This window comes from Thioalkalivibrio sp. AKL9, from assembly GCF_000377825.1.
Lineage (GTDB): Bacteria > Pseudomonadota > Gammaproteobacteria > Ectothiorhodospirales > Ectothiorhodospiraceae > Thioalkalivibrio > Thioalkalivibrio versutus.
Map to the genome: position 1 here is coordinate 16962 of NZ_KB905108.1, position 20864 is coordinate 37825.

The following is a 20864-nucleotide window of genomic DNA, read 5'->3' on the forward strand; positions in this document are numbered from 1 at the left end:
GCTTAGGCCGGCGCCCCGGCGGCACCCTCGGCAGGCTTGCCCGCCCCCTGGCGATTCAGCAGGGCCACGAACTCGTCGCCGAAGTTCTCCAAGCGCGAGGCCACGCGGTCAACATCCCCGGCGAAGCGATTGTAGGCGATCACCGCCGGGATGGCGGCGAACAGGCCAAGCGCGGTCGCGATCAGGGCCTCGGCAATCCCGGGGGCCACCATCGCCAGTGTGGCCTGCTGCACCCCGGACAGCCCCAGGAAGGCATGCATGATGCCCCACACCGTCCCGAACAGGCCGATGTACGGGCTGGTCGAACCGACCGTGGCGAGGAACTGCAGGTAGCGCTCCATCTCGTCGGTCTCGCGCGCGATGGCCACGCGCATCGCGCGGTGCGCGGGCTCGCCGGGCGCCATGCCGTGCTGGCGGGCCCGCAGGAATTCCTTGAAGCCCGAGGAGAAGACATGCTCCATGCCGGACATCTCCGACTTGCGCCGCACCCCCTCGTACAGATGCGACAGATCGGCGCCGGACCAGAAGCGCTCCTCGAATTCATCGCTGGCGCGGTGGGCCGCGTTGAGGGAACGCGCCTTGATGATAATCACCAGCCAGGAGAGCACCGAGGCGACCACCAGGATCACCATGACCAGCTGCACGATCAGACTCGCGTCCATGATCAGCTGGTACATTGAAAAGTCGACTGTCACTTGTCCATCTCCCGTTATGCCTTTGTTCCATCCGCCGCACGCAGCGCGTGCGTCACTTCATCGGGGATTGCCACCGGCGCCTGCCGGGCCACGTCCACACAGGCAATGCCGACCTCGCCAGTCACCAGCACCGCCGCGTCACGCTGCACCGCCTGCGCGAATTCGATGCTGGCGCGGCGCAGACGCTGCACCCGGCAGGTCACCGTCAGGGCCTCGTTGAAATGGGCGGGACGCTGCATCTCCACAGACAGACGCCGCACGGCGAACACAATTCCGTACTCGGCGCGCAGCCGGTCCTGCTCGAAGCCCAGCGCACGCAGCCATTCGGTCCGCGCGCGCTCCATGAATTTCAGATAATTCGCGTGGTAGACCACGCCACCGGCATCGGTGTCCTCGTAATACACCCGCACCGGCCATTCGAAATCCGTCGTCATGGCTGGCGCGCGCCCTCGGCCATCGGCGTCAGCAAGTCACCCTCCTCCGTGCGCGCCAGACCAAACATGGCCAGCGTGCGGCGGGTCGCCTGGCGCCCGCGCGGGGTGCGCTGCAGATAGCCCTGCTGGATCAGGAACGGCTCGACCACATCCTCCAGCGTGCCGCGGTCCTCGTTCATCGCGGTGGCCAGACTCTCGACCCCGACCGGGCCACCATCAAACTTCTCCACCAGCACCTCCAGCAGACGGCGGTCCTGGGCATCCAGCCCCGAGGCATCGATCGCCAGCAGGTCCAGCGCCTGCGCGGCCACATCGAGCGTCACCACGCCGTCGGCCCGCACCTGGGCGAAATCGCGCACCCGCCGCAACAGACGATTGGCCAGACGCGGCGTGCCGCGCCCGCGGCGCGCGATCTCGGTCGCGCCCTCGGCCTCGACCCCCACGCCCAGCAAGCCAGCGGCGCGATTCACGATATGCGCGAGATCGGGGACAGTGTAATGATCGAGGCGCTGGACGATACCGAACCGGTCACGTAACGGGGCCGAGAGCAGCCCGGCGCGGGTGGTGGCCCCCACCAGCGTGAACGGCGGCAGGTCCACCTTGATTGAACGCGCGGCCGGACCCTCGCCGATCACGATATCCAGCTGGCCATCCTCCAGGGCGGGATACAGGATCTCTTCCACCACCGTCGGCAGGCGGTGGATCTCGTCGACGAACAGGACATCGCGCGGCTCCAGCGCGGTGAGGATCGCCGCCAGGTCGCCGGCGCGCTCCAGCACCGGGCCGGAGGTCTGACGCAGGCCCACCCCCAGTTCGTTGGCAATGATATGCGCGAGGGTCGTCTTGCCCAGCCCGGGCGGGCCGGCGACCAGCGTATGGTCCAGGGCCTCGTCACGCCCGCGGGCGGCCTCGATGAACAGCCCCAGCTGCTCGACCACGCGCGGCTGACCGGTGTAGTCCGCGAGCCGTTTCGGGCGCAGGCTGACCTCCGCCCGCTCTTCCTCGGACCGACTCTGCATATCCACCAGACGTGATTCCATAGCCTCGCAGTATGCATCGCCACCGGCGCCGTTTACAGGGCCTTCTGCCGGGTTTTCGGACCGGGGTCCGGGCGTGGGTCGGCGTGGTCAGGCGCTGGCGGGCAAGTCGCGGGCGTAGACCAGGAACACGCCATGCCCGCCGGCCTCGAACTCCAGCCAGATCATTGGCAGGTCCGGGAAGGCGGCCTCCACCGCGGCCTGGCTGTTGCCGACCTCCACGATCAGCGCGCCGCCCCCGGTCAGGTGCTCGCGGGCCCCGTCCAGGATGCGGCGCACGATATCCAGCCCGTCGCCCCCGGCAGCCAGTCCCAATGCCGGCTCGTGGCGGTACTCCTCCGGCAAGGCCGCCATGTCCTCGGCATCCACGTACGGCGGATTGGACACGATCAGGTCATAGCGGTCACCGGCTTGCAGCCCATCGAACACGTCGGACTGCAATGCGCGGACTTGTTCGCTCATCTGGTGGCGCTCGATGTTGATCCGAGCCACCGCCAGCGCATCCGGCGAGACATCCGCCAGGTCCACCTGCGCCTGCGGCAGGGCCAGCGCCATCGCGATACCGATGCAGCCGCCCCCGGTGCAAAGATCCAGGGCCCGAGTCACCCCATCGGGATCCACCCACGGTTCGAAGCCCGCGGCGATCAACTCCGCCAGGGGCGAGCGCGGCACCAGCACGCGCTCGTCGACATAGAACGGCAACCCGGCGAACCAGGCCTCGCGGGTCAGGTACGCCGCCGGCTTGCGGGTGGCGATGCGCTCGCGCAACACCGCCACGACCCGCGTGCGCTCGGCCTCGCTCAGGCGCGAATCCCACCACGACTCGGGTAGATCCAGCGGCAGGTGCAGGGTGTGCAGCACCAGCCAGGCCGCCTCGTCAAAGGCGTTGTCGGTGCCATGGCCGAAGGTCAGCCCGGCGCCGCGAAACTGGCTGGCGCCGAAGCGAATGAAGTCGCGCAAGGTGCGCAATCCGGTGGTTGAATCCATGCCCGGTCTTTCCGTTGCGTGCGGGGGCGGTCATCATACCGCCTCGATGTCACTGTGTACGCCCGAGCGAGATCCCGCATGAGCAAGATCGACCCCTGGCTGGCGCGCCTGTCGCACCTGCTGCCGCAGCACGCCCTGTCGCGCGTGGTGCACCGGCTGGCGCGCATCGAGTCGCCGCAGCTGCAACCGCTGCTGCGCGCCTTCGTGCGCCGCTTCGGCCTGAACATGGACGAGGCCGCGGAACCGGACCTGACCACCTACCCCAGCTTCAACGCGCTGTTCACCCGCGCCCTGCGCGAGGACGCACGGCCACTGGAGGGGGACGCGAATACCCTGGTCAGCCCGGCCGATTCCCGGGTCAGCGCCGCCGGGCGCATCGAGGGCGGACAGATCTTCCAGGCCAAGGGGCATCACTACACGGTCCGGGAACTGCTGGGCGGGGAGGACGAGCTCGCGGAGGCCTTCCGTCACGGGCACTTCGTGACCCTGTACCTGTCGCCGCGTCACTACCACCGACTGCACATGCCGCTGACCGGCACCCTGACCCACATGATCCATGTGCCCGGACGGCTGTTCTCGGTCGCCCCGCGCATCGTGCGTCACGTGCCGCGGCTGTACGCCCGCAACGAACGCGTGGTGACCTGCTTCGACACCCCGGTGGGGCCGATGGCCATGGCCCTGATCGGCGCCCAGAACGTCGGTTCCATCGAGACCGTCTGGGCCGGCGAGGTCACCCCGCCCCATGGTCGCGAGATCAGTGTGAGCGAGTATCCGGACCGTGCCGTCACCCTGGAGCGCGGCGCGGAGATGGGTCGCTTCAACCTGGGCTCGTCGGTCGTGCTGCTACTGCCCGATCACCCGCTGAAACTCGCGGAACACCTGACGCCCGAGACCGAGGTCCGGGTGCGCTCGACGCTTGGCCAGTTCTACTGAGCCTTCACCACGAAGCCCACAAAGAGCTGCCAGTTCCTTGATGGGATTCGCTGCGCTCATCCCATCCTACGACCTACTGAGTTTTCACCACCAAGCAAGCGACCGAAGAAAGGCCAGGTCAAGGGCGGATTGACCTGGCCTTTGTTCGGGCCTTCGTGTGCTTCGTGGTGACTCCTGAAGTTCAAGCGTGGGCGCGGGTCCCAGCCGGCTGATTGAAATAGGCGGCCTTCCAGCTTTCGTAGTCGGCGACGAGCCGCTCGACGTCGGCGGCATCGAACGCGCGCAGCCCGCTCAGCACCAGGTGCTTGCTGCCGTCGGCAACCACGGACTGGTCGATCACCAGCTCGTAGTCCAGGCGGATCTCGCCACGCTTGCCGTTGACCGTCATCACCGCATCCTTCAGGCGCGGCTCCGGCACCCCGGCGCTGGCCGCCAGCGGCTCGGGCAGGCGAAAGCCCATGCGCTCGTACATCACCAGCGGGCGCTTCGGGTTGACCATCACGCCGTGTTCCTCCATCAGCGGCACCAGCACGTGCGGGAAGTTCTGCCCGGAAAAGCCGACATAGCTGCGGATCAGCGACTCGATCGCATTGGGCTCGTCGATCACCGGCCCGGAGCGTTCCACCTCGATCACGCTCTTGCCGCCTTCGTCGGTGATGGCGAAGGCGTCACCCGGGCTGTCCGGGAACACCAGTGGCACGTTGCCACCCACCATGCCGGTAAAACGGAAGTGCATGTTGGCACTGGCGCCGTAGGTATCCAGCACCAGGGCGAACAGGAGATCGCCCGGGACGCAGAAGCGCCGGTTGTCGGCATCGTGGATCGGATTGAAGTCGCCCGCGAGGGTCTTGGCGAAGTCGCTGCCCTGCTCCGGGGTTACGACCAGCTGACCGTCGCGAAGGCGGTAGAAATCCTCAAGGAAGCGGGTATCGGTCACGCGGTCTCCCCGAACGCATCATTTGGTGTGGTTTTTCGCACCACTATAGCCCGAAATGCCCCTCGATGGCCTTGATAAAGGCATCGCCGTAGCGTTCCAGCTTGTGCTGCCCGACCCCGGAGATCCCGGCCATCTCGTCATGGGTGCGCGGCGCGGCCGCCACCATCTCCAGCAATGTGGCATCGCTGAAGATCACGTAGGGCGGCACCCCCTGATCCCGCGCCAGCTCGGTACGCAGGCCCCTTAGCGCCTCCCACAAGGAGCGATCCTCGGTGTCCATCGCCGCGACTGTACGGGCCGTATCACGCCGTGCCGGGCTGGCGCTACGTGTCCCCTTCTCCGGACGGGCCGCCTCCTCGCGCAGGTGAATCCCCTCCTCGCCGCGCAGAACCGGGCGGCAGGCCGGATCCAGCTTCAGTCCGCCGTAGCCCTCGTCATCCAGACGCAGCAGCCCACGCGCCAGCAACTGCCGGACCACGCCGCGCCACTGCGCCTTGTCCAGTTCCTTGCCAATGCCGAAGGTGCTCAGACGATCGTGCCCCAGACGGGTCAGGCGCTCACTGGCCGAGCCGCGCAGCACGTCGATCACATGCCCGGCGCCGAAGCGCTCGCCGGTTCGATAGATGCAGGACAGGAGCTTTTGCACCGGCACGCTGGCATCCCAGGTCGCCGGCGGCTCCAGACAGTTGTCGCAGGCCCCGCAGGGTTCCGGCATGTGCTCGTCGAAATATCCCAGCAGGGCCTGGCGGCGGCAGCTGGTGATCTCGCAGAAGCCCAGCATCGCCTCCAGCTTCTGCTGTTCGACGCGCTGGCGTTCGGCCCCGGCCTGCGACCCCTCCAGCATCTGGCGCAAGGTCACGACATCCTGCAACCCAAAGACCATCCAGGCATTGGCCGGCAGGCCATCGCGGCCGGCGCGGCCGGTCTCCTGATAGTAGCCCTCCAGACTCTTCGGCAGGTTCAGGTGGGCGACAAAGCGCACATTCGGCTTGTCGATGCCCATGCCGAAGGCGATGGTGGCAACCATCACCACCCCCTCCTCGCGCAGGAAGCGGGTCTGGTTTGCCGCGCGGGTCGCGGCCGGCAGGCCGGCGTGATACGGCAGGGCGGTGACACCCTGCTCCGCCAGCCATTCGGCCACGGCGTCCACCTTCTTGCGCGACAGGCAGTAGACGATCCCCGCCTCCCCGGCGTGTTCCTCGCGGATGAAGCGCAGCAGCCGATCACGTGCCGAGCCGCCCCGGCCGCCGTCTGCCTGGGCGATGCGGTAGCGGATATTGGGGCGGTCGAAGGAACTGACGAAGGCGCGCGCCTGATCGAGGCACAGCCGTTCGCGGATCTCCTGGCGGGTCGGGCCGTCGGCGGTCGCGGTCAGGGCCAGGCGCGGCACCTGCGGAAAGCGCTCGGCCAGCACCGCCAGCTGGCTGTATTCGGGGCGGAAGTCATGCCCCCACTGCGAGACGCAGTGCGCCTCGTCAATCGCGAACAGGGCGAGATCGATGCCTTCCAGGCGTTCCAGCATGCCCGAGGCAAACAACCGCTCTGGCGACATGTACAGGAGATCCAGTTCGCCGGCGTGCAGGGCCGCCAGCACGGAACGCGCCTCGTCCGCCTTCTGGCCGGAGTCGAGACTGGCCGCGGCCACGCCGTTCTGGCGCAGGGCGGCGACCTGATCCTGCATCAGCGCGATCAGCGGCGAGATCACGATGCCGCAGCCGGATCGCGCCAGCGCCGGGATCTGGTAGCAGAGCGACTTGCCGCCGCCGGTGGGCATCAGCACCACCGCGTCGCCACCACCGGTCACGTGCTCGACGATCGCCTGCTGCTGGCCGCGAAATTCCGTATAGCCGAAGGTCTCGCGCAGGATCTCCAGTAGCGCCGCCGCCGGAGCGCTTCCCTGCGCTTCTCCAGCTGCAAGACCCGAGGGTTCCAATGGATACACTCCAAACAAGATGACAGGCGGGCAAGACTGCCGAATGCCCGGCACCGCTGCAAGCGACAGGCGTCGGAATCACCCTGCGCCGCCCGCAACCGACACCTGCAAGAAGACGCTGATTCGATTTTTTGCGCCTTTCCGCGATAACACCCGCCACGCTAGACTGCCAACCCAGCCCTTCTTCTCCGGAGATCCAATGCCGACCCCCGTCCGCCTCCTGCCCGTTGTCTGTCTCGCGCTATTGACGCTCGCCGCCTGCTCCGAGGCTCCGGATTCGGACACCGGCGACGCGGCCGCGCAGGCACCCGCCAGCGAGTCGAACGCGGCCTCGGGCTCCACGGCGCAGCTCGACTACAGCCTGCCGCCGGAGGATTTCGCCGCCGACCCCGAGGCCGGCCGCTCGCTGTTCCGGTCCAACTGCATGCAGTGCCACGGGGAGGAGGCGCGCGGCACCGACCAGGGTCCACCGCTGATCCACCGGATCTACGAACCCTCGCACCACCCGGATATCACCTTCCATCGTGCCGTGGCCCTGGGCGTGCACCAGCACCACTGGGAATTTGGCGAGATGCCGCCGGTGGCGGACGTCACCGGCGAGGACACCGCCCACATCATCGCGTGGATCCGCCAGGAGCAGCGCGCCGTCGGCATCGACTGATCTCGATGCCCTCCAGCGTGAAGGCCGCCATCCGCCAGGTCGTTCACGGTTACCTCGACGCCTGGCTGCGTGAGCGCGACCTCGCACGCGTACTCGAGTGGCACGCACCCCAGGTCGGTGGCTTCGGAACCGGAGGCGACGAAGCGGCCTTCACACCCGAGGACGTGGAGCGCGTCGTCGGACGCGACATCGAACAGGTCCCGGAACCGTTCGACTACGAGATACACCGCGAAGACGTCCGCCTCGTCACGGATCAGGTCGCCCTGGTGATGCTGGTATTCGACATGCAGCTCGACACCCGCGGACAACGGGTGCGACTGAACGGACTGCGGGCCAGCCTCTTGCTGCACCGGACCGACGACGGCTGGCGCCTGGAACACCTGCACGGTTCCTTCCCCACCAGCGTCCACGATGCCGACGAGCCGTACCCGGTCAAGGAGCTGGAGGAGCGCGCGCATGTGCTCGAACGCCTGGTCCGGGAGCGAACACACTCCCTGGAGGCGGCCCAGAGACGCCTGGAACGTCTCGCCACCACCGACCCGCTGACAGGCCTGCACAACCGCATGAAGGCGAGCGAGGTACTGGCCGACGAAATCCGGCGGGCCGAACGTCACGGGGGTGTGCTTGGCGTGATCATGATGGATCTGGACCACTTCAAGCCGATTAACGACACCCTGGGGCATGGTCGCGGCGATGCCGTGCTCACCGAGGTCGGTCGCGTGATCGCCGCACGCATCCGCGAAACCGACCGGGCCGCCCGCTGGGGCGGCGAGGAATTCCTCATCCTGTGCCCACAGGGCGATGTCATGGCCACGAGCCAGCTGGCCGAGGACCTGCGCCGCACCCTTGAGGCCACCGACTTCGACACCGGACACACGCTGACCGCCAGCTTCGGCGTGGCCCAGCTGAAACCGGACGAGAGCGCGGAGGCCCTGGTCGATCGCGCCGACCGCGCCCTGTACGCCGCCAAGAATGCCGGGCGCAACCAGGTACAGGGCACGTGAACTCGATCCGGCGTCTGCGGGTCGACCTGGAACAGGACCGGGGCGAGGGCTACCGCATCCACCGCTGACCTTCCGCGGACGCAGGGATGAGCCGCTACTGAACGCGCGCCCATGTGCGAATTCCGCCGCGCCTCTCTAAAGTAAGCGACCTACCCAGCCCCGGACTCCCCCATGCGCGGTCATTCCAGCGTGCACGATGCGCCCGACGATGCGATCAACTGGCGCATCGTTCGCTCCCTGTTCCCCTATCTCGCGGAGTTCCGCGGGCGGCTGTTCCTCGCCCTCGGGCTGATGGGCCTGGCCAAGCTCGCGACCGTGCTGGTCCCGCTGGCACTGAAGTACATCGTCGACCACTTCGAGGATTCCGGCACCGACGCGCTGGTGACAGTACCGGTGGCACTGGTGGTGGCCTACGGCCTGTTGCGCTTTGGCGGCACCCTGTTCGGGGAACTGCGCGACGCGGTGTTCGTGCGGGTGGCCGAACGCGCAATGCGGCGGGCGGCCCTGCGCGTGTTCGAACATCTGCATCGGCTGGAGCTGAGCTTTCATCTGGCGCGCGAGACCGGCGGGCTGGCGCGGGACATCGAACGCGGCACCAGCGGCATCAGCTTCCTGCTGCGCTTCATGGTGTTCAACATCCTGCCGACCATCATCGAGATCGCGATGGTCGCGGTCATCCTGCTGATCGCGGTGGGCCCGGTATTCACCCTGACGGTGCTCATCGCGGTGGCGGCCTACATCGCCTGGTCGGTGTGGATTACCGAGTGGCGCACCCGCTTCGTGCGCGAGGCCAACCAGCGCGACAACGAGTCCAACACCCGCGCGATCGACAGCCTGCTGAACTACGAGACGGTTAAGTACTTCGGCAACGAGGGCTTCGAGGCCCGGCGCTACGACGAGGGCCTGGCCACCTGGGAACAGGCGCGTACCAAGAACGTGCTGTCGCTGGTGCTGTTGAACTCCGGGCAGGCCCTGATCATCGCCGGCGCGATCACCGTGATGATGCTGCTGGCCGCCAGCCGCGTGGCCTCGGGGCAGATGTCGCTGGGCGACCTGGTCATGGTCAACGCCTACATGATCCAGCTGTTCATGCCGTTGAACTTCCTCGGCTTCGTCTATCGCGAGATCCGCCAGTCGCTGGCGAACATCGAGCGCCTGTTCGGGCTGCTGGAGAAGCCCGTGCAGGTCGAGGACCGCCCGGACGCACCGGATCTCGAGGTCACCAGCGGGCAGGTGCGCTTCGAACAGGTCGCCTTCCACTACCAGCCGGAGCGCCCGATCCTCGCGGACGTCTCGCTCGAGATCCCCGCCGGGCACAAGCTCGCGGTGGTCGGGCCCAGCGGGGCCGGCAAGTCCACGCTCGCGCGTTTGCTGTTCCGCTTCTTTGACGTGACCGACGGGCGCATCACCATCGACGGACAGGACATCCGCGAGGTGACCCAGCAGAGCCTGCGCCGCGCGATCGGCGTGGTCCCGCAGGACACCGTGCTGTTCAACTCCAGCATTCGCTACAACATCGCCTACGGCGACCCGGAAGCGTCCGAAGAGGCGATCTTGCGCGCGGTCCACCTGGCGCACCTGGACGACTTCATCGAGCGCCTGCCCGACGGCCTCGACACGGTGGTCGGGGAACGCGGGCTCAAGGTCTCCGGCGGCGAGAAACAGCGCATCGCCATCGCCCGCATGCTGCTGAAGGACCCGCCGATCCTGGTATTCGACGAGGCCACCTCGTCACTGGACTCGGGCTCGGAGAAGGCCATCCTGCAGGCCCTGAACGAGGTCTCGGCGCGGCGCACCACGCTGGTCATTGCCCACCGCCTGTCCACCGTGAAGGACGCCGAGCAGATCGTGGTGCTGGACCAGGGCCGCGTGGTCGAACGCGGCACCCATCGCGAACTCCTCGCCAGGAACGGCGCCTACGCCCGCCTGTGGCAACACCAGCAGGAACACGAACCCACCACCGCCAACGCAAGCCCGAACGCCGGGGACTAAACCCTTGTTCACCACGGAGGGGACAGAGAAAACAGCGAAGTGGAAGTGAGATACGGGTATTGATTGCAGCTTGGGTTACTGCCGGTTAACCGCCGCTGCTTCGTGCGCTTAGCGGCACCCCGCACCCTTGACGGATCACGCACATCAGAGCCTTTCGAATTTCTCCGTGTCCTCCGTGCTGAATACGCCCTTGAGTTCCGTCATTTCTTCGTGCGCTTCGTGGTGTACCGAGAAGTGGATCAGTCCGGGTCGACGCGGCCGCGCAGGGCCTTCTTGCGGCCGCGCTGGGTCTTGCCCTCCAGGCGGCGCAGCTTGGAGGCGCGGGTCGGCCGCGTGGCCTTGCGCGCCTTGATCGGGCGGCCGGCCTCGCGCAGCAGCTCCGCCAGGCGTTCGAGCGCGTCCTCGCGATTGGCCTCCTGGGTACGGTACTGCTGCGCCTTGATGACGATCACGCCCTCCTTGCTGATGCGCTGATCGCGGCGGCGCAGCAGGCGTTCCTTGTAGACATCGGGCAGGCCGGAGGCGCGGATATCGAAGCGCAGGTGAATCGCCGAGGCGACCTTGTTGACGTTCTGGCCGCCAGCCCCCTGGGCACGGATCGGAATCAGCTCGATCTCGTGCTCGGGGACGCTCACGCTGTTGGAGATTTGCAGCATCGCGGGATCAGCGAAACTCGCCGCCACGGATACGATTTTCGTCGTCCAGATCGGCGAAGAACCGGCTGTGATCGGTGCGGTATTCCTGGGTCACGATGTCGCCGGGCAGCACCAGCATCACGTCGGGGTAGACGCGCCCGAATTCCGCGGGTGTCGGGCGGCTCTCGAGAAAATGCAGGAACGGGTTCATCTGCTCGACCGTGCCCGGACGCGGCTCGGGCCCGTCACCCCGGGTCTCGGTCTTGTGCACCGAACAGGCACCAACGCCCAGCGCCAGCACTACAACCACAAGGGCCGGGGTCCATCGGAAATTCAACGCCATGCAAACCTCCTGCGCAGGCAAGATGCAACGTCATTGCGAGGCGCCGAAGGCGCCGCGGCACCCTCCAGAAGCTCGCACCCCAGCTAGATCCGATGGCCCACGGGGGATTGCTTCGTCGCTTCGCTCCGCGCAATGACGGGCCAATGTCCCGCGCGCCGAGGGAGTAGTTAGGAGCGCGGAGGTTACTCCGTCGGCTGGCCGTGCTCGCGAGTCGACTGGAAGCGGATCTCCGGCCACTTCTCCTGCGCCATCTGCAGGTTGACCCGGGTCGGGGCGATATAGACCAGATCGCCGCCGTGGTCGATGGCCAGGTTGGTCGCCGCCTTCTCCTTGAACTCGTCGAATTTCTTCGGATCATCGCTTTCGACCCAGCGCGCCGTCTGGACGTTCACGTTCTCGAACTGTGCCTCCACCTTGTACTCGGTGCGCAGGCGTTCGGCGACTACCTCGAACTGCAGCACGCCGACCGCCCCCAGGATCAGGTCGTTGTTGGTCAACGGGCGATAGAGCTGGGTCGCACCCTCCTCGCACAGCTCCTGCAGCCCCTTGGCGAGCTGCTTCATCTTCAGCGGGTCCTTCAACTGCGCGCGACGGAACAGCTCCGGGGCGAAGTTCGGCACGCCAGTGAAGGTGAGGTCCTCGCCCTGGGTGAAGGTATCCCCAATGCGGATGGTGCCGTGGTTGTGGATGCCGATGATGTCACCGGGATAGGCGGTCTCCACATGCTCGCGGTCGGAGGCCAGGAAGGTCAGCGCGTCCGGGATCTTCACGTCGCGCCCGATGCGCACGTGGCGCAGCTTGGCGCCCTTGTCGAAGGTGCCCGAGCAGATGCGCATGAACGCGATGCGGTCACGGTGGTTCGGGTCCATGTTCGCCTGGATCTTGAACACGAAGCCGGTGAACTTCTCCTCGGTCGGCTCTACCTTGCGCGAGTGGGTCGGGCGCGGCAACGGGCCCGGAGCATACTCGACGAAGTCGTCCAGCAGTTCCTCGATCCCGAAGTTGTTGATCGCCGAGCCGAAGAACACCGGGGTCTGCGCACCGCTCAGGTAGGCCTCCGGGTCAAATGCGTGCGAGGCGCCCTGCACCAGCTCCAGTTCCTCGCGCAGCTCCCCGGCCTGCGGCCCCAGCACCTCGTCCAGGCGCGGGTTGTCCAGGCCCTCGATGATCTCGCCGGTGGACTTCTTGCCACCCTCTTCCGGGTCGTACAGATGCACCGCGTCGCGGCGGAGGTGATAGACGCCACGGAAGCGCTTTCCCGAGCCGATCGGCCAGGTGATCGGGGCGCACTGGATCTTCAGCACTTCCTCGACCTCGTCCAGCAACTCGATCGGATCGCGGCCCTCGCGGTCCATCTTGTTCACAAAGGTCATGATCGGCGTATCGCGCAGCCGGCAGACCTCCATCAGCTTGATGGTCCGTTCCTCGACACCCTTGGCGGCGTCGATCACCATCAGCGCGGAGTCCACTGCGGTCAGCGTGCGATAGGTGTCCTCGGAGAAGTCCGCGTGTCCCGGGGTGTCCAGCAGGTTCACCATGCGGCCCTTGTACGGGTACTGCATGACGGAAGAGGTGACCGAGATGCCACGCGATTTCTCCATCTCCATCCAGTCGGAGGTGGCATGGCGCGCTGACTTGCGCCCCTTGACCGTACCGGCGAGCTGGATCGCGCCGCCGTACAGCAGGAGCTTTTCGGTCATGGTGGTCTTGCCGGCGTCCGGGTGCGAAATGATCGCGAAGGTCCGGCGTCGGCGGGTTTCCTCGATAAAGGACATGAATACGGGCCGCTTGAATCAAGCCCGTCAGTTTAACGCGAAAGCGCCGGTCCGGTTCATCTTTCCGGGGGCCCAACATGCAAACGGCCCCGAAAAACGGGGCCGTTTGCATGGGTTCCGGCGCTGCCCGATCAGCGCGCCGAGGCCGCCCGAAGCGCGGCGTTCTGTTCCTTGAGGCGCCCCTGGGCAGTCACCAGGTCACGGTTGTTCATGCGAGTCTCCAGCGAGGCCAGGCGTTCCCGGTCGTCCGCCATGCTGTACCAGACATGTGCCTGCACCAGATCACGTTCGACCCCGCGACCGTTCTGGTGCAGGCGACCCAGCCCGATCTGGGCATGCCGGTAGCCCTGCTCCGCTGCAGCGGTATACCAGCGCGCGGCGGCGGCCGGATCACGCGAGGTGCCCTGACCATTCTCGTGCATCAACCCCACATAATACTGCGCGGCAGGCAGTCCCTGATCTGCCGCCTTGCCCAACCACTCGAGTGCGGCGGTCGAATCCTGCTCGCCATTGGCCAGATGGCTGCCCAGCCAGTACTGGGCATCGGCATGACCCAGTTCCGCCGCGCGGGAGTAGTGTTCGTGACTGCGTTCGGCGTCGGCCGAGGGGCCCTTGCCGGTCGCGAAGAGGTAACCCAGATAGTAATGCGCACTGGCGTGGTCGGCATCCGCAGCGCGAGCAAACCAGCGCAGGGCCTGATCGTAGTCCACCGCCGTGCCGCGCCCGGCGTAGTTCGCCATGCCCACGTCGAACATCGCCGCCGTATTGCCCTTCTGTGCGTTGCTTTCACGGATCTCGTACCAGACTTCCAGCAGCTCCTGCTGGCGCTCGGCCTCGTCATAGCCGAAGGCCTGCTGGGCATGGGCAAGCCCTCCGGTAGCCAGGAGCGGCAGCGCCAGGGGGAGCGAAACAAACAATGCACGTAGGGATCGGGACATGGGTTACCTCATCCGGAGTCGGGGCCAATACCGAGTTCGATCATAGACCCGGGGGGTGACCGTCACAACGCGGAGGTCCCGGGACGAGAACCCAAGGCGGCAAAACCCGACCGGGTTACGGATTTTGCACCCGACGCTGTGACTGACTTCACACTCCGGCGCCGAACCGACACATCATGCCCCGGCGGGTGCGGCGCAGCGACGCGTCAGCACCCAGGCATCCTCGCGGCCGCTGGGGAGCGGGTAATAGCGCGGACGGGTACCGATATGCTCAAAGCCCTCGGAGCGGTAGAGCTGCACCGCCGCCACATTGGATGGGCGCACCTCGAGGAACAACGCCTCTGCATCCTGACTGCAGACATAGTCAAACAGGCGACGGACCATGAAACGGCCAAGCCCGTTGCCCTGCCAGCGCGGGTCCACCGTAAGGTTGAGCAGGTGGGCCTCGCCGGCGGCCACCGTCAGCACACTATGCCCCACCTGGCGACCATCCACCGCCAGCACCCAGCAGTCGTAACCCACCCGAAGACAGTCCTCGAAGATGCGGGCGGTCCAGGGGTACGCATAGGCCTCGCGCTCCACGCGCATCACGCCTTCCACATCGGCCACCTGCATGCGGCGCAACTCGGGCTGGACGCGGGGTTCGGCACTCATGACGCAGGCTTCTCCAGCAGCAGTGAAGGAAAGGACGGGGCGAGGTGTCGTTGGTTCGGAACCCTGCGACTCGGCCAAGGTTCCCAATCCCTCAATCAGTGAGCGGTTTTGACAGACAGGTCCGGGCGCGCTGCAGGTCCTTCCAGGCACGCGCCTTGTCGCCCGGCTTTCGCAGCAGGTAGGCCGGATGGTAGGTCACGACCAGAGGAACGCCCTGGTAGCGCTGCTCCGTGCCACGCAGCTGACCGAGCGGCTCGTCCGTCGCCAGCAAGGCGTGGGCCGCTACACGCCCCAGCGCCACAATGACCTCTGGCTGGATCAGTTCGATCTGGCGATCGAGAAACCCGCGGCAGGCCGCGGACTCCTGGGGTTTCGGGTCGCGGTTCCCGGGCGGGCGGCACTTCAACACGTTGGCGATAAACACGTCGCGGCTCCGGTCCAGGCCCAGCGCCCGCAGCATGTTGTCCAGCAGCTGCCCCGCACGACCCACGAAGGGCTCGCCACGGCGGTCCTCTTCCGCACCCGGGGCCTCGCCGACGAACAGCCAGCGCGCGCGCGGGTCGCCCACCCCGAACACGGTCTGCGTGCGTTCGCGGGCCAGCTCGGCGCAGGCATGGCAGCCACGCACCCGCGCCTCCAGGGCCTCCCAGTCCAGGGTATCGACCGCGGCGTCCGGCGCCCCGGCATCCACGACCTCGGCGTGCTCGCCCGCCACAAGGGCGGATTCCGCCGCTGGCGCCGCAGCCTCGGTCTTGTCCTCCAGCGCGATGCGCGAGCGCCACACCGGAATGCCCATGTCCGCGAGGATGCGGCGCTGGCGCACCGACAGCGACACGCGGTTACTCCCCCGACGGCGCCCGGCGACGATGCCGGCGCCAGCGCTCCAGGGTCAGCAACGGTCCGGACAGGGCATAGATGACGAAGGCCGCCAGCAGGACCTTGGGCGGATCCAGGGCCAGCAGCATCAGCGCCAGCACCACCCCGACAATCGCCAGGAAAGGCACCCGATGCTTGAAGTCCATGTCCTTGAAGCTGAAGTAGGTCAGGTTGCTGACCATCGCCGCCCCGGCGAGCACGGTGACCACCAGGATGCCCACCAGATAGGGGTCGGCCAGCTCCGCCGGGATGCCCCAGTCCTCCAGCACCCAGACCATGCCCACCAGGATCGCGGCGCTGGCGGGGCTTGGCAGCCCCTGGAAAAAGCGCTTGTCGCTGACCGCGAGCCGGCTGTTGAAGCGCGCCAGGCGCAGGGCCGCGGCGGTGGCAAAGAAGAACGCCGCCACCCAGCCAAAGTTGCCGAGGTCGTGCAGTTGCCAGAGGTAGACCACCAGCGCCGGGGCCACACCGAAGGACACCAGATCCGACAGCGAGTCGTACTGCGCGCCGAACTCGCTCTGGGTATCGGTCATGCGCGCGACGCGGCCGTCCAGGGTGTCCAGCACCATGGCCACGAAAATCGCGATGGCGGCGGTGATGTATTCGCCATTGATTGCGGACACGATGGCGAAGAATCCGGAGAACAGCACCCCGGTGGTGAACAGGTTGGGCAGCAGATACACCCCGCGCCGGCGCCGGCGATGGGGCGGCTGGTCGTCGGCGACGGTATCCTCGCCCTCGATGTAGTCCGGCTCGGGATCCGTCCGTCGGTCGCCTTCGTCCCCTGCACTCATTGCAGCACCTCCGCCGCGCTCTCGTCGTCCCCGGTCGCCTCGGATTCGGGTAACCCGCCGAGCAAGGCCGAACCCGCCAGGACCCGTTGACCCGGCTCGACCATCACCTGCGCGCCGACCGGCAGCCAGACCTCGAAGGTACCACCAAAGCCGGCGAAGCCCATGCGCTTGCCGCGTCCCAGGCGGTTGCCGGGGACGTTGTTCTGCATGCGCACCATGCGGGGCCAGTGATCGACGCTGAGTGCCAGGGTCAGCCGGGTGCCCTCGTCGGTCTCCAGCGCATAGGCCAGACGCCCCTCCAGCTGGGCATCCGGCACCTCGTCGGTCTCCTTGCCGGGCCAGACCCGTTCGCGAATCTCGGCCTCCTGCGGGGCGTGCACGTTGTATTCGCCCAGGCGGCGCTGACGCAGGCGGATGCAGACCGCCGGCTTTTTCGTAAACGGATCCCGGGTCTCGGTAATCGACTCGATCGTGCCATCGGCCGGAGCGATCACGCCCAGGGCCGGTGCCGGGGCCTTGCGCCGCACGTTCCGGAACAGCCCCATCAGGGCCACGGTGAGGATCACCATGAACAGGCCCAGCTCCGCCTCCCCGACCAGCAGCGTAATCACCGTCATCCACGCGGCGATGATGACGAACAGACGGCCTTCGGGAGCTAGCGGAAACAGCATCGGGTGCTCGAGAGAGAGGACGCCCTGCGACAGACCGGAATGTCCATCGCAGGGCCTCGCATCAGTTGCGGGACTTGTCGACCAGCTGGTTGGCCGTGATCCACGGCATCATGGACCGCAGACGCTCGCCGACCTGCTCGATCTCGTGGGCGGCGTTCAGGCGTCGGTTGGCGGTCATCGACGGGTAGTTCATCGCGCCTTCCAAGATGAACTGCTTGGCGTACTCGCCGTTCTGGATGTTGCGCAGGGCCTCGCGCATGGCCCAGCGCGACTCTTCGTTGATCACCTTCGGGCCGGTCACGTACTCGCCGTACTCGGCATTGTTGGAGATCGAGTAGTTCATGTTGGCGATGCCGCCCTCGTACATCAGGTCGACGATCAGCTTGAGCTCGTGCAGGCACTCGAAGTAGGCCATCTCCGGTGCATACCCCGCCTCGGTCAGGGTCTCGAAGCCCGCCTTGACCAGTTCCACGGCACCCCCACACAGCACGGCCTGCTCGCCGAACAGGTCGGTTTCGGTCTCGTCCTTGAAGCTGGTCTCGATGATGCCAGTACGCCCGCCGCCGATCGCCGAGGCGTAGGACATCGCGATGTCGCGCGCCTTGCCGGAGGCGTCCTGCTGGATGGCGATCAGATCGGGGATGCCGCCGCCACGCACGAACTCGGAACGCACGGTGTGGCCCGGGGCCTTGGGCGCGATCATGATCACGTCCAGGTCCTTGCGCGGCTCGATCTGGTTGTAGTGGATCGCGAAGCCGTGGGCGAAGGCCAGGGTCGCGCCCTGCTTCAGGTTCGGCTCCAGCACATCGCGGTACAGCGCGGCCTGGTACTCGTCCGGGGCCAGCACCATGATCAGGTCGGCGCCGGCGGTCGCGGCATCGACATCGGCCACCGTCAGGCCGGCCTCTTCGGCCTTGGCGCGCGAGCTGGAGCCTTCGCGCAAGCCCACGGTCACGTCCACGCCGGAGTCCTTCAGGTTGTTCGCATGGGCGTGGCCCTGCGAACCGTAGCCAATGATGGCCACCTTCATGCCCTTGATGATGGAGAGATCGGCGTCTTTGTCGTAGTAAAGATTCATCGCAATTTCCTTGATATCAGCCCCCAGCGGGGCCCATGGCAAACAAACGGGCCCCGCCCCCGCAACGGGGGCCGGGCCCGGGGATTCAGATTTGCAGGGCGACGTCGCCCCGGGCGATGCCCATCACGCCGGAGCGCACAACCTCCAGGACAGTAAACGCGTCGAGTGCCACGAGGAAGGCGTCCAGCTTGGAGCCCTCGCCGGTGATCTCGATCACGTAGCTGTCCTGGGTCACGTCGATGATCCGGCCGCGGAAGATATCCGCCAGGCGCTTGACCTCCTCGCGCTCGGCAGCCTCCGGCACACGCACCTTGACCAGCGCCATCTCGCGCTCGATGTGCGGATAGGCGGTCATGTCCAGCAGCTTGATCACGTCGATCAGCTTGTTCAGCTGCTTGGTGATCTGCTCGACGATCTCCTCGGAGCCGCTGGTGACGATGGTCATGCGCGACAGCGACGGGTCGTCGGTCGGCGCGACGGTCAGTGACTCGATGTTGTAACCCCGTGCGGAGAACAGCCCGGCCACCCGCGAGAGGGCACCGGATTCATTTTCCAGCAGGACACTAATGATATGACGCATACGGCTCTTCCCTGTACCCGGCTCAGACCAGGATCATTTCGTTCTGGCCGGCACCGGCCGGGATCATCGGATACACGTTCTCGGACTGGTCGGTAATGAAGTCCATGAACACCAGGCGGTCCTTCTGCGCCAGGGCCTCCTTGATCGCACCCTCGACGTCGCCCGGCTGGGTGATCTGGATACCGACGTGGCCATAGGCCTCGGCCAGCTTCACGAAGTCCGGCAGCGCATCCATGTAGGACATGGCGTAGCGGCCCTGATAGAAGAACTCCTGCCACTGCCGGACCATGCCCAGATAGCGGTTGTTCAGGTTCAGGATCTTCAGCGGCAGCTGGTACTGGAAGCAGGTCGACAGCTCCTGGATGCACATCTGGATGCTGGCCTCGCCGGTAATACAGCCCACCGTCGCCTCCGGATGCGCGAACTGCACGCCCATCGCAAACGGCAGACCCACGCCCATCGTGCCCAGGCCACCGGAGTTGATCCAGCGATTGGGCTTGTCGAAACCATAGAACTGCGCCGCCCACATCTGGTGCTGACCGACATCGGAGGTCACGTAGGCATCGCCCTCGGTCAGCTCCCAGAACTTTTGCACCACGTACTGCGGCTTGATCAGCCCGGAGGTCTGGTCGTACTTCAGGCAGTCCTGCGCCTGCCATTCCGCGATCTGTTTCCACCAGGTGGCCAGGGCCTCGGCGTCCGGCTTGCCGCCGGCCTCGTTCAGGCCCTTGATCAGTTCGCGCAGCACCGGCTCTACCTCGCCGACGATCGGCACGTCCACCTTCACGTTCTTGGAGATGGAGGACGGATCGACATCCACGTGCACGATCTTCGCATGCGGACAGAACTTCTCGATGTTGCCGGTCACGCGGTCATCGAAGCGCGCGCCAATGGCGATCAGCACATCCGCGTGGTGCATGGCCATGTTGGCCTCGTAGGTGCCGTGCATGCCCAGCATGCCCAGGAACTGCTTGTCCGACGCCGGATAGCCACCCAGCCCCATCAGGGTGTTGGTGATCGGATAGCCCAGCTGGCGGGTGAACTCGGTCAGGGCCTCGGAGCCACGCCCCAGGATCACGCCGCCGCCGGTGTAGATCATCGGCTGCTTGGCCGACAGGATCAGGTCCACCGCCTTGCGGATCTGACCGGTATGCCCCTTCGTGGTCGGGTTGTAGGAGCGCATGTGGATGCTCTCCGGGTACTCGAACACGCAGGTATCGGCAGTCACGTCCTTCGGGATATCGACCACCACCGGGCCGGGACGCCCGGTGGTCGCCACGTAGAAGGCCTTCTTGATCGTGGACGCCAGGTCCTTCACGTCCTTCACCAGGAAGTTGTGCTTCACGCAGGGACGCGTGATCCCCACGGTATCCACTTCCTGGAAGGCGTCGTTGCCGATCATGCTGGTCGGCACCTGCCCGGTGAACACCACCAGCGGCACCGAATCCATGTAGGCATCGGCAATCCCGGTAATCGCGTTGGTCGCGCCGGGGCCCGAGGTGACCAGGGCCACGCCCGGCTTGTCGGAGGACTTGGCATAGCCCTCGGCCGCGTGCACCGCACCCTGCTCGTGGCGCACCAGCACATGGGAGACCTTGTCCTGCCGGTACAGCGCATCATAGATGTGCAGTACCGCACCACCGGGATACCCGAATACGACTTCGACGCCCTCGGCCTGGAGGCTGCGACAGAAGATTTCGGCGCCGGTGATGGCGGTGGCGGAGCTTGCGGACTCGGACATGGTGGTCGACTTCCTTACCGGGGGCTTGTGCACGATCGTCGGGCGATCACGCACCACAAATCAAAATAGCCCACCATTCTAATATGAAATCGCCCCCATTTCACGCCATAAAGCGGATGGGCACGCGACAGACGTCGCGAGGAGCCAGCGATGTAGCCACCTGCAA

At 66.5% G+C, this 20864-nt stretch carries 21 protein-coding genes; 4 read left to right on the forward strand and 17 right to left on the reverse strand.

What is annotated here, in order from left to right:
• Positions 1–2: 2 nt before the first annotated feature.
• From tolQ to prmB, 4 genes are all read right to left on the reverse strand, one after another.
• Positions 3–677 (reverse strand): protein TolQ, encoded by a 675-nt coding sequence (gene tolQ / locus D573_RS0106855; protein ID WP_018168448.1) that lies wholly within the window; start codon positions 675–677, stop codon positions 3–5.
• A gap of 32 nt (positions 678–709) precedes the next feature.
• Complete coding sequence (gene ybgC / locus D573_RS0106860) at positions 710–1129, reverse strand: tol-pal system-associated acyl-CoA thioesterase (protein ID WP_018143962.1); 420 nt, start codon at positions 1127–1129, stop codon at positions 710–712.
• On the reverse strand, positions 1126–2169 hold the full coding sequence (ruvB, locus tag D573_RS0106865) for a Holliday junction branch migration DNA helicase RuvB (protein WP_038038349.1): 1044 nt from the start codon (positions 2167–2169) through the stop codon (positions 1126–1128). The genes ybgC and ruvB overlap by 4 nt, the downstream gene beginning before the upstream one ends.
• Before the next feature lie 87 nt (positions 2170–2256).
• Positions 2257–3153: a 50S ribosomal protein L3 N(5)-glutamine methyltransferase gene (gene prmB, locus D573_RS0106870; protein ID WP_018938875.1), complete on the reverse strand. Its 897-nt coding sequence runs from the start codon at positions 3151–3153 to the stop codon at positions 2257–2259.
• 78 nt (positions 3154–3231) lie between these two features.
• Here prmB and asd point away from each other — a divergent pair, with 78 nt between their 5' ends.
• Positions 3232–4086, forward strand: coding sequence for an archaetidylserine decarboxylase (gene asd / locus D573_RS0106875; protein WP_018938874.1), 855 nt, complete (start codon positions 3232–3234; stop codon positions 4084–4086).
• A 181-nt stretch (positions 4087–4267) separates the two neighbouring features.
• Here the strand turns inward: asd and D573_RS0106880 are convergent, their stop codons facing one another.
• A complete protein-coding gene (locus tag D573_RS0106880; protein WP_018938873.1) occupies positions 4268–5023 on the reverse strand; it encodes a DUF3581 family protein in 756 nt (251 codons plus the stop codon).
• A 43-nt stretch (positions 5024–5066) separates the two neighbouring features.
• A complete protein-coding gene (gene recQ, locus D573_RS0106885) occupies positions 5067–6956 on the reverse strand; it encodes a DNA helicase RecQ (protein WP_018938872.1) in 1890 nt (629 codons plus the stop codon).
• A gap of 199 nt (positions 6957–7155) precedes the next feature.
• On the opposite strand from recQ, the gene D573_RS0106890 reads away from it, so the two are divergent.
• The 3 genes from D573_RS0106890 (at position 7156) to D573_RS0106900 (ending at position 10613) form a co-directional block, all read left to right on the forward strand.
• Positions 7156–7617 (forward strand): c-type cytochrome, encoded by a 462-nt coding sequence (locus D573_RS0106890; protein WP_018938871.1) that lies wholly within the window; start codon positions 7156–7158, stop codon positions 7615–7617.
• Positions 7618–7622: 5 nt separating this feature from the next.
• Entirely contained in the window at positions 7623–8621 is a 999-nt protein-coding gene (locus D573_RS0106895; protein WP_018938870.1) for a diguanylate cyclase, read from the forward strand.
• Positions 8622–8792: 171 nt separating this feature from the next.
• Complete coding sequence (locus tag D573_RS0106900; RefSeq protein WP_018938869.1) at positions 8793–10613, forward strand: ABC transporter ATP-binding protein/permease; 1821 nt, start codon at positions 8793–8795, stop codon at positions 10611–10613.
• A 239-nt stretch (positions 10614–10852) separates the two neighbouring features.
• On the opposite strand, the gene arfB is transcribed toward D573_RS0106900, so the two are convergent.
• The 11 genes from arfB to ilvB all read right to left on the reverse strand — a co-directional run bounded on the left by arfB (position 10853) and on the right by ilvB (position 20698).
• Positions 10853–11269 (reverse strand): alternative ribosome rescue aminoacyl-tRNA hydrolase ArfB, encoded by a 417-nt coding sequence (gene arfB / locus D573_RS0106905; protein ID WP_018143971.1) that lies wholly within the window; start codon positions 11267–11269, stop codon positions 10853–10855.
• A gap of 7 nt (positions 11270–11276) precedes the next feature.
• Complete coding sequence (locus D573_RS0106910; protein ID WP_018143972.1) at positions 11277–11591, reverse strand: hypothetical protein; 315 nt, start codon at positions 11589–11591, stop codon at positions 11277–11279.
• A 182-nt stretch (positions 11592–11773) separates the two neighbouring features.
• A complete protein-coding gene (locus tag D573_RS0106915) occupies positions 11774–13366 on the reverse strand; it encodes a peptide chain release factor 3 (protein ID WP_018143973.1) in 1593 nt (530 codons plus the stop codon).
• 131 nt (positions 13367–13497) lie between these two features.
• Positions 13498–14304, reverse strand: a complete 807-nt coding sequence (locus D573_RS0106920) for a tetratricopeptide repeat protein (protein ID WP_038039773.1) — start codon at positions 14302–14304, stop codon at positions 13498–13500.
• Positions 14305–14478: 174 nt separating this feature from the next.
• Positions 14479–14958, reverse strand: coding sequence for a ribosomal protein S18-alanine N-acetyltransferase (gene rimI / locus D573_RS0106925; RefSeq protein ID WP_018938867.1), 480 nt, complete (start codon positions 14956–14958; stop codon positions 14479–14481).
• Positions 14959–15049: 91 nt separating this feature from the next.
• Positions 15050–15793 (reverse strand): uracil-DNA glycosylase family protein, encoded by a 744-nt coding sequence (locus D573_RS0106930; protein WP_018938866.1) that lies wholly within the window; start codon positions 15791–15793, stop codon positions 15050–15052.
• Between the two features lie 4 nt (positions 15794–15797).
• Positions 15798–16628 (reverse strand): CDP-diacylglycerol--serine O-phosphatidyltransferase, encoded by an 831-nt coding sequence (gene pssA / locus D573_RS0106935; RefSeq protein ID WP_018176075.1) that lies wholly within the window; start codon positions 16626–16628, stop codon positions 15798–15800.
• Positions 16625–17299: a phosphatidylserine decarboxylase gene (locus D573_RS0106940; protein WP_018938865.1), complete on the reverse strand. Its 675-nt coding sequence runs from the start codon at positions 17297–17299 to the stop codon at positions 16625–16627. Before D573_RS0106940 ends, pssA begins: the two co-directional genes overlap by 4 nt.
• A 61-nt stretch (positions 17300–17360) precedes the next feature.
• A complete protein-coding gene (gene ilvC / locus D573_RS0106945) occupies positions 17361–18377 on the reverse strand; it encodes a ketol-acid reductoisomerase (protein ID WP_018168432.1) in 1017 nt (338 codons plus the stop codon).
• Positions 18378–18462: 85 nt separating this feature from the next.
• Entirely contained in the window at positions 18463–18957 is a 495-nt protein-coding gene (gene ilvN / locus D573_RS0106950) for an acetolactate synthase small subunit (RefSeq protein WP_018938864.1), read from the reverse strand.
• Positions 18958–18979: 22 nt separating this feature from the next.
• The gene (ilvB, locus tag D573_RS0106955) at positions 18980–20698 is read right to left on the reverse strand and encodes a biosynthetic-type acetolactate synthase large subunit (RefSeq protein WP_018938863.1); all 1719 of its coding nucleotides are present in this window, start codon (positions 20696–20698) and stop codon (positions 18980–18982) included.
• Positions 20699–20864 lie beyond the last annotated feature (166 nt).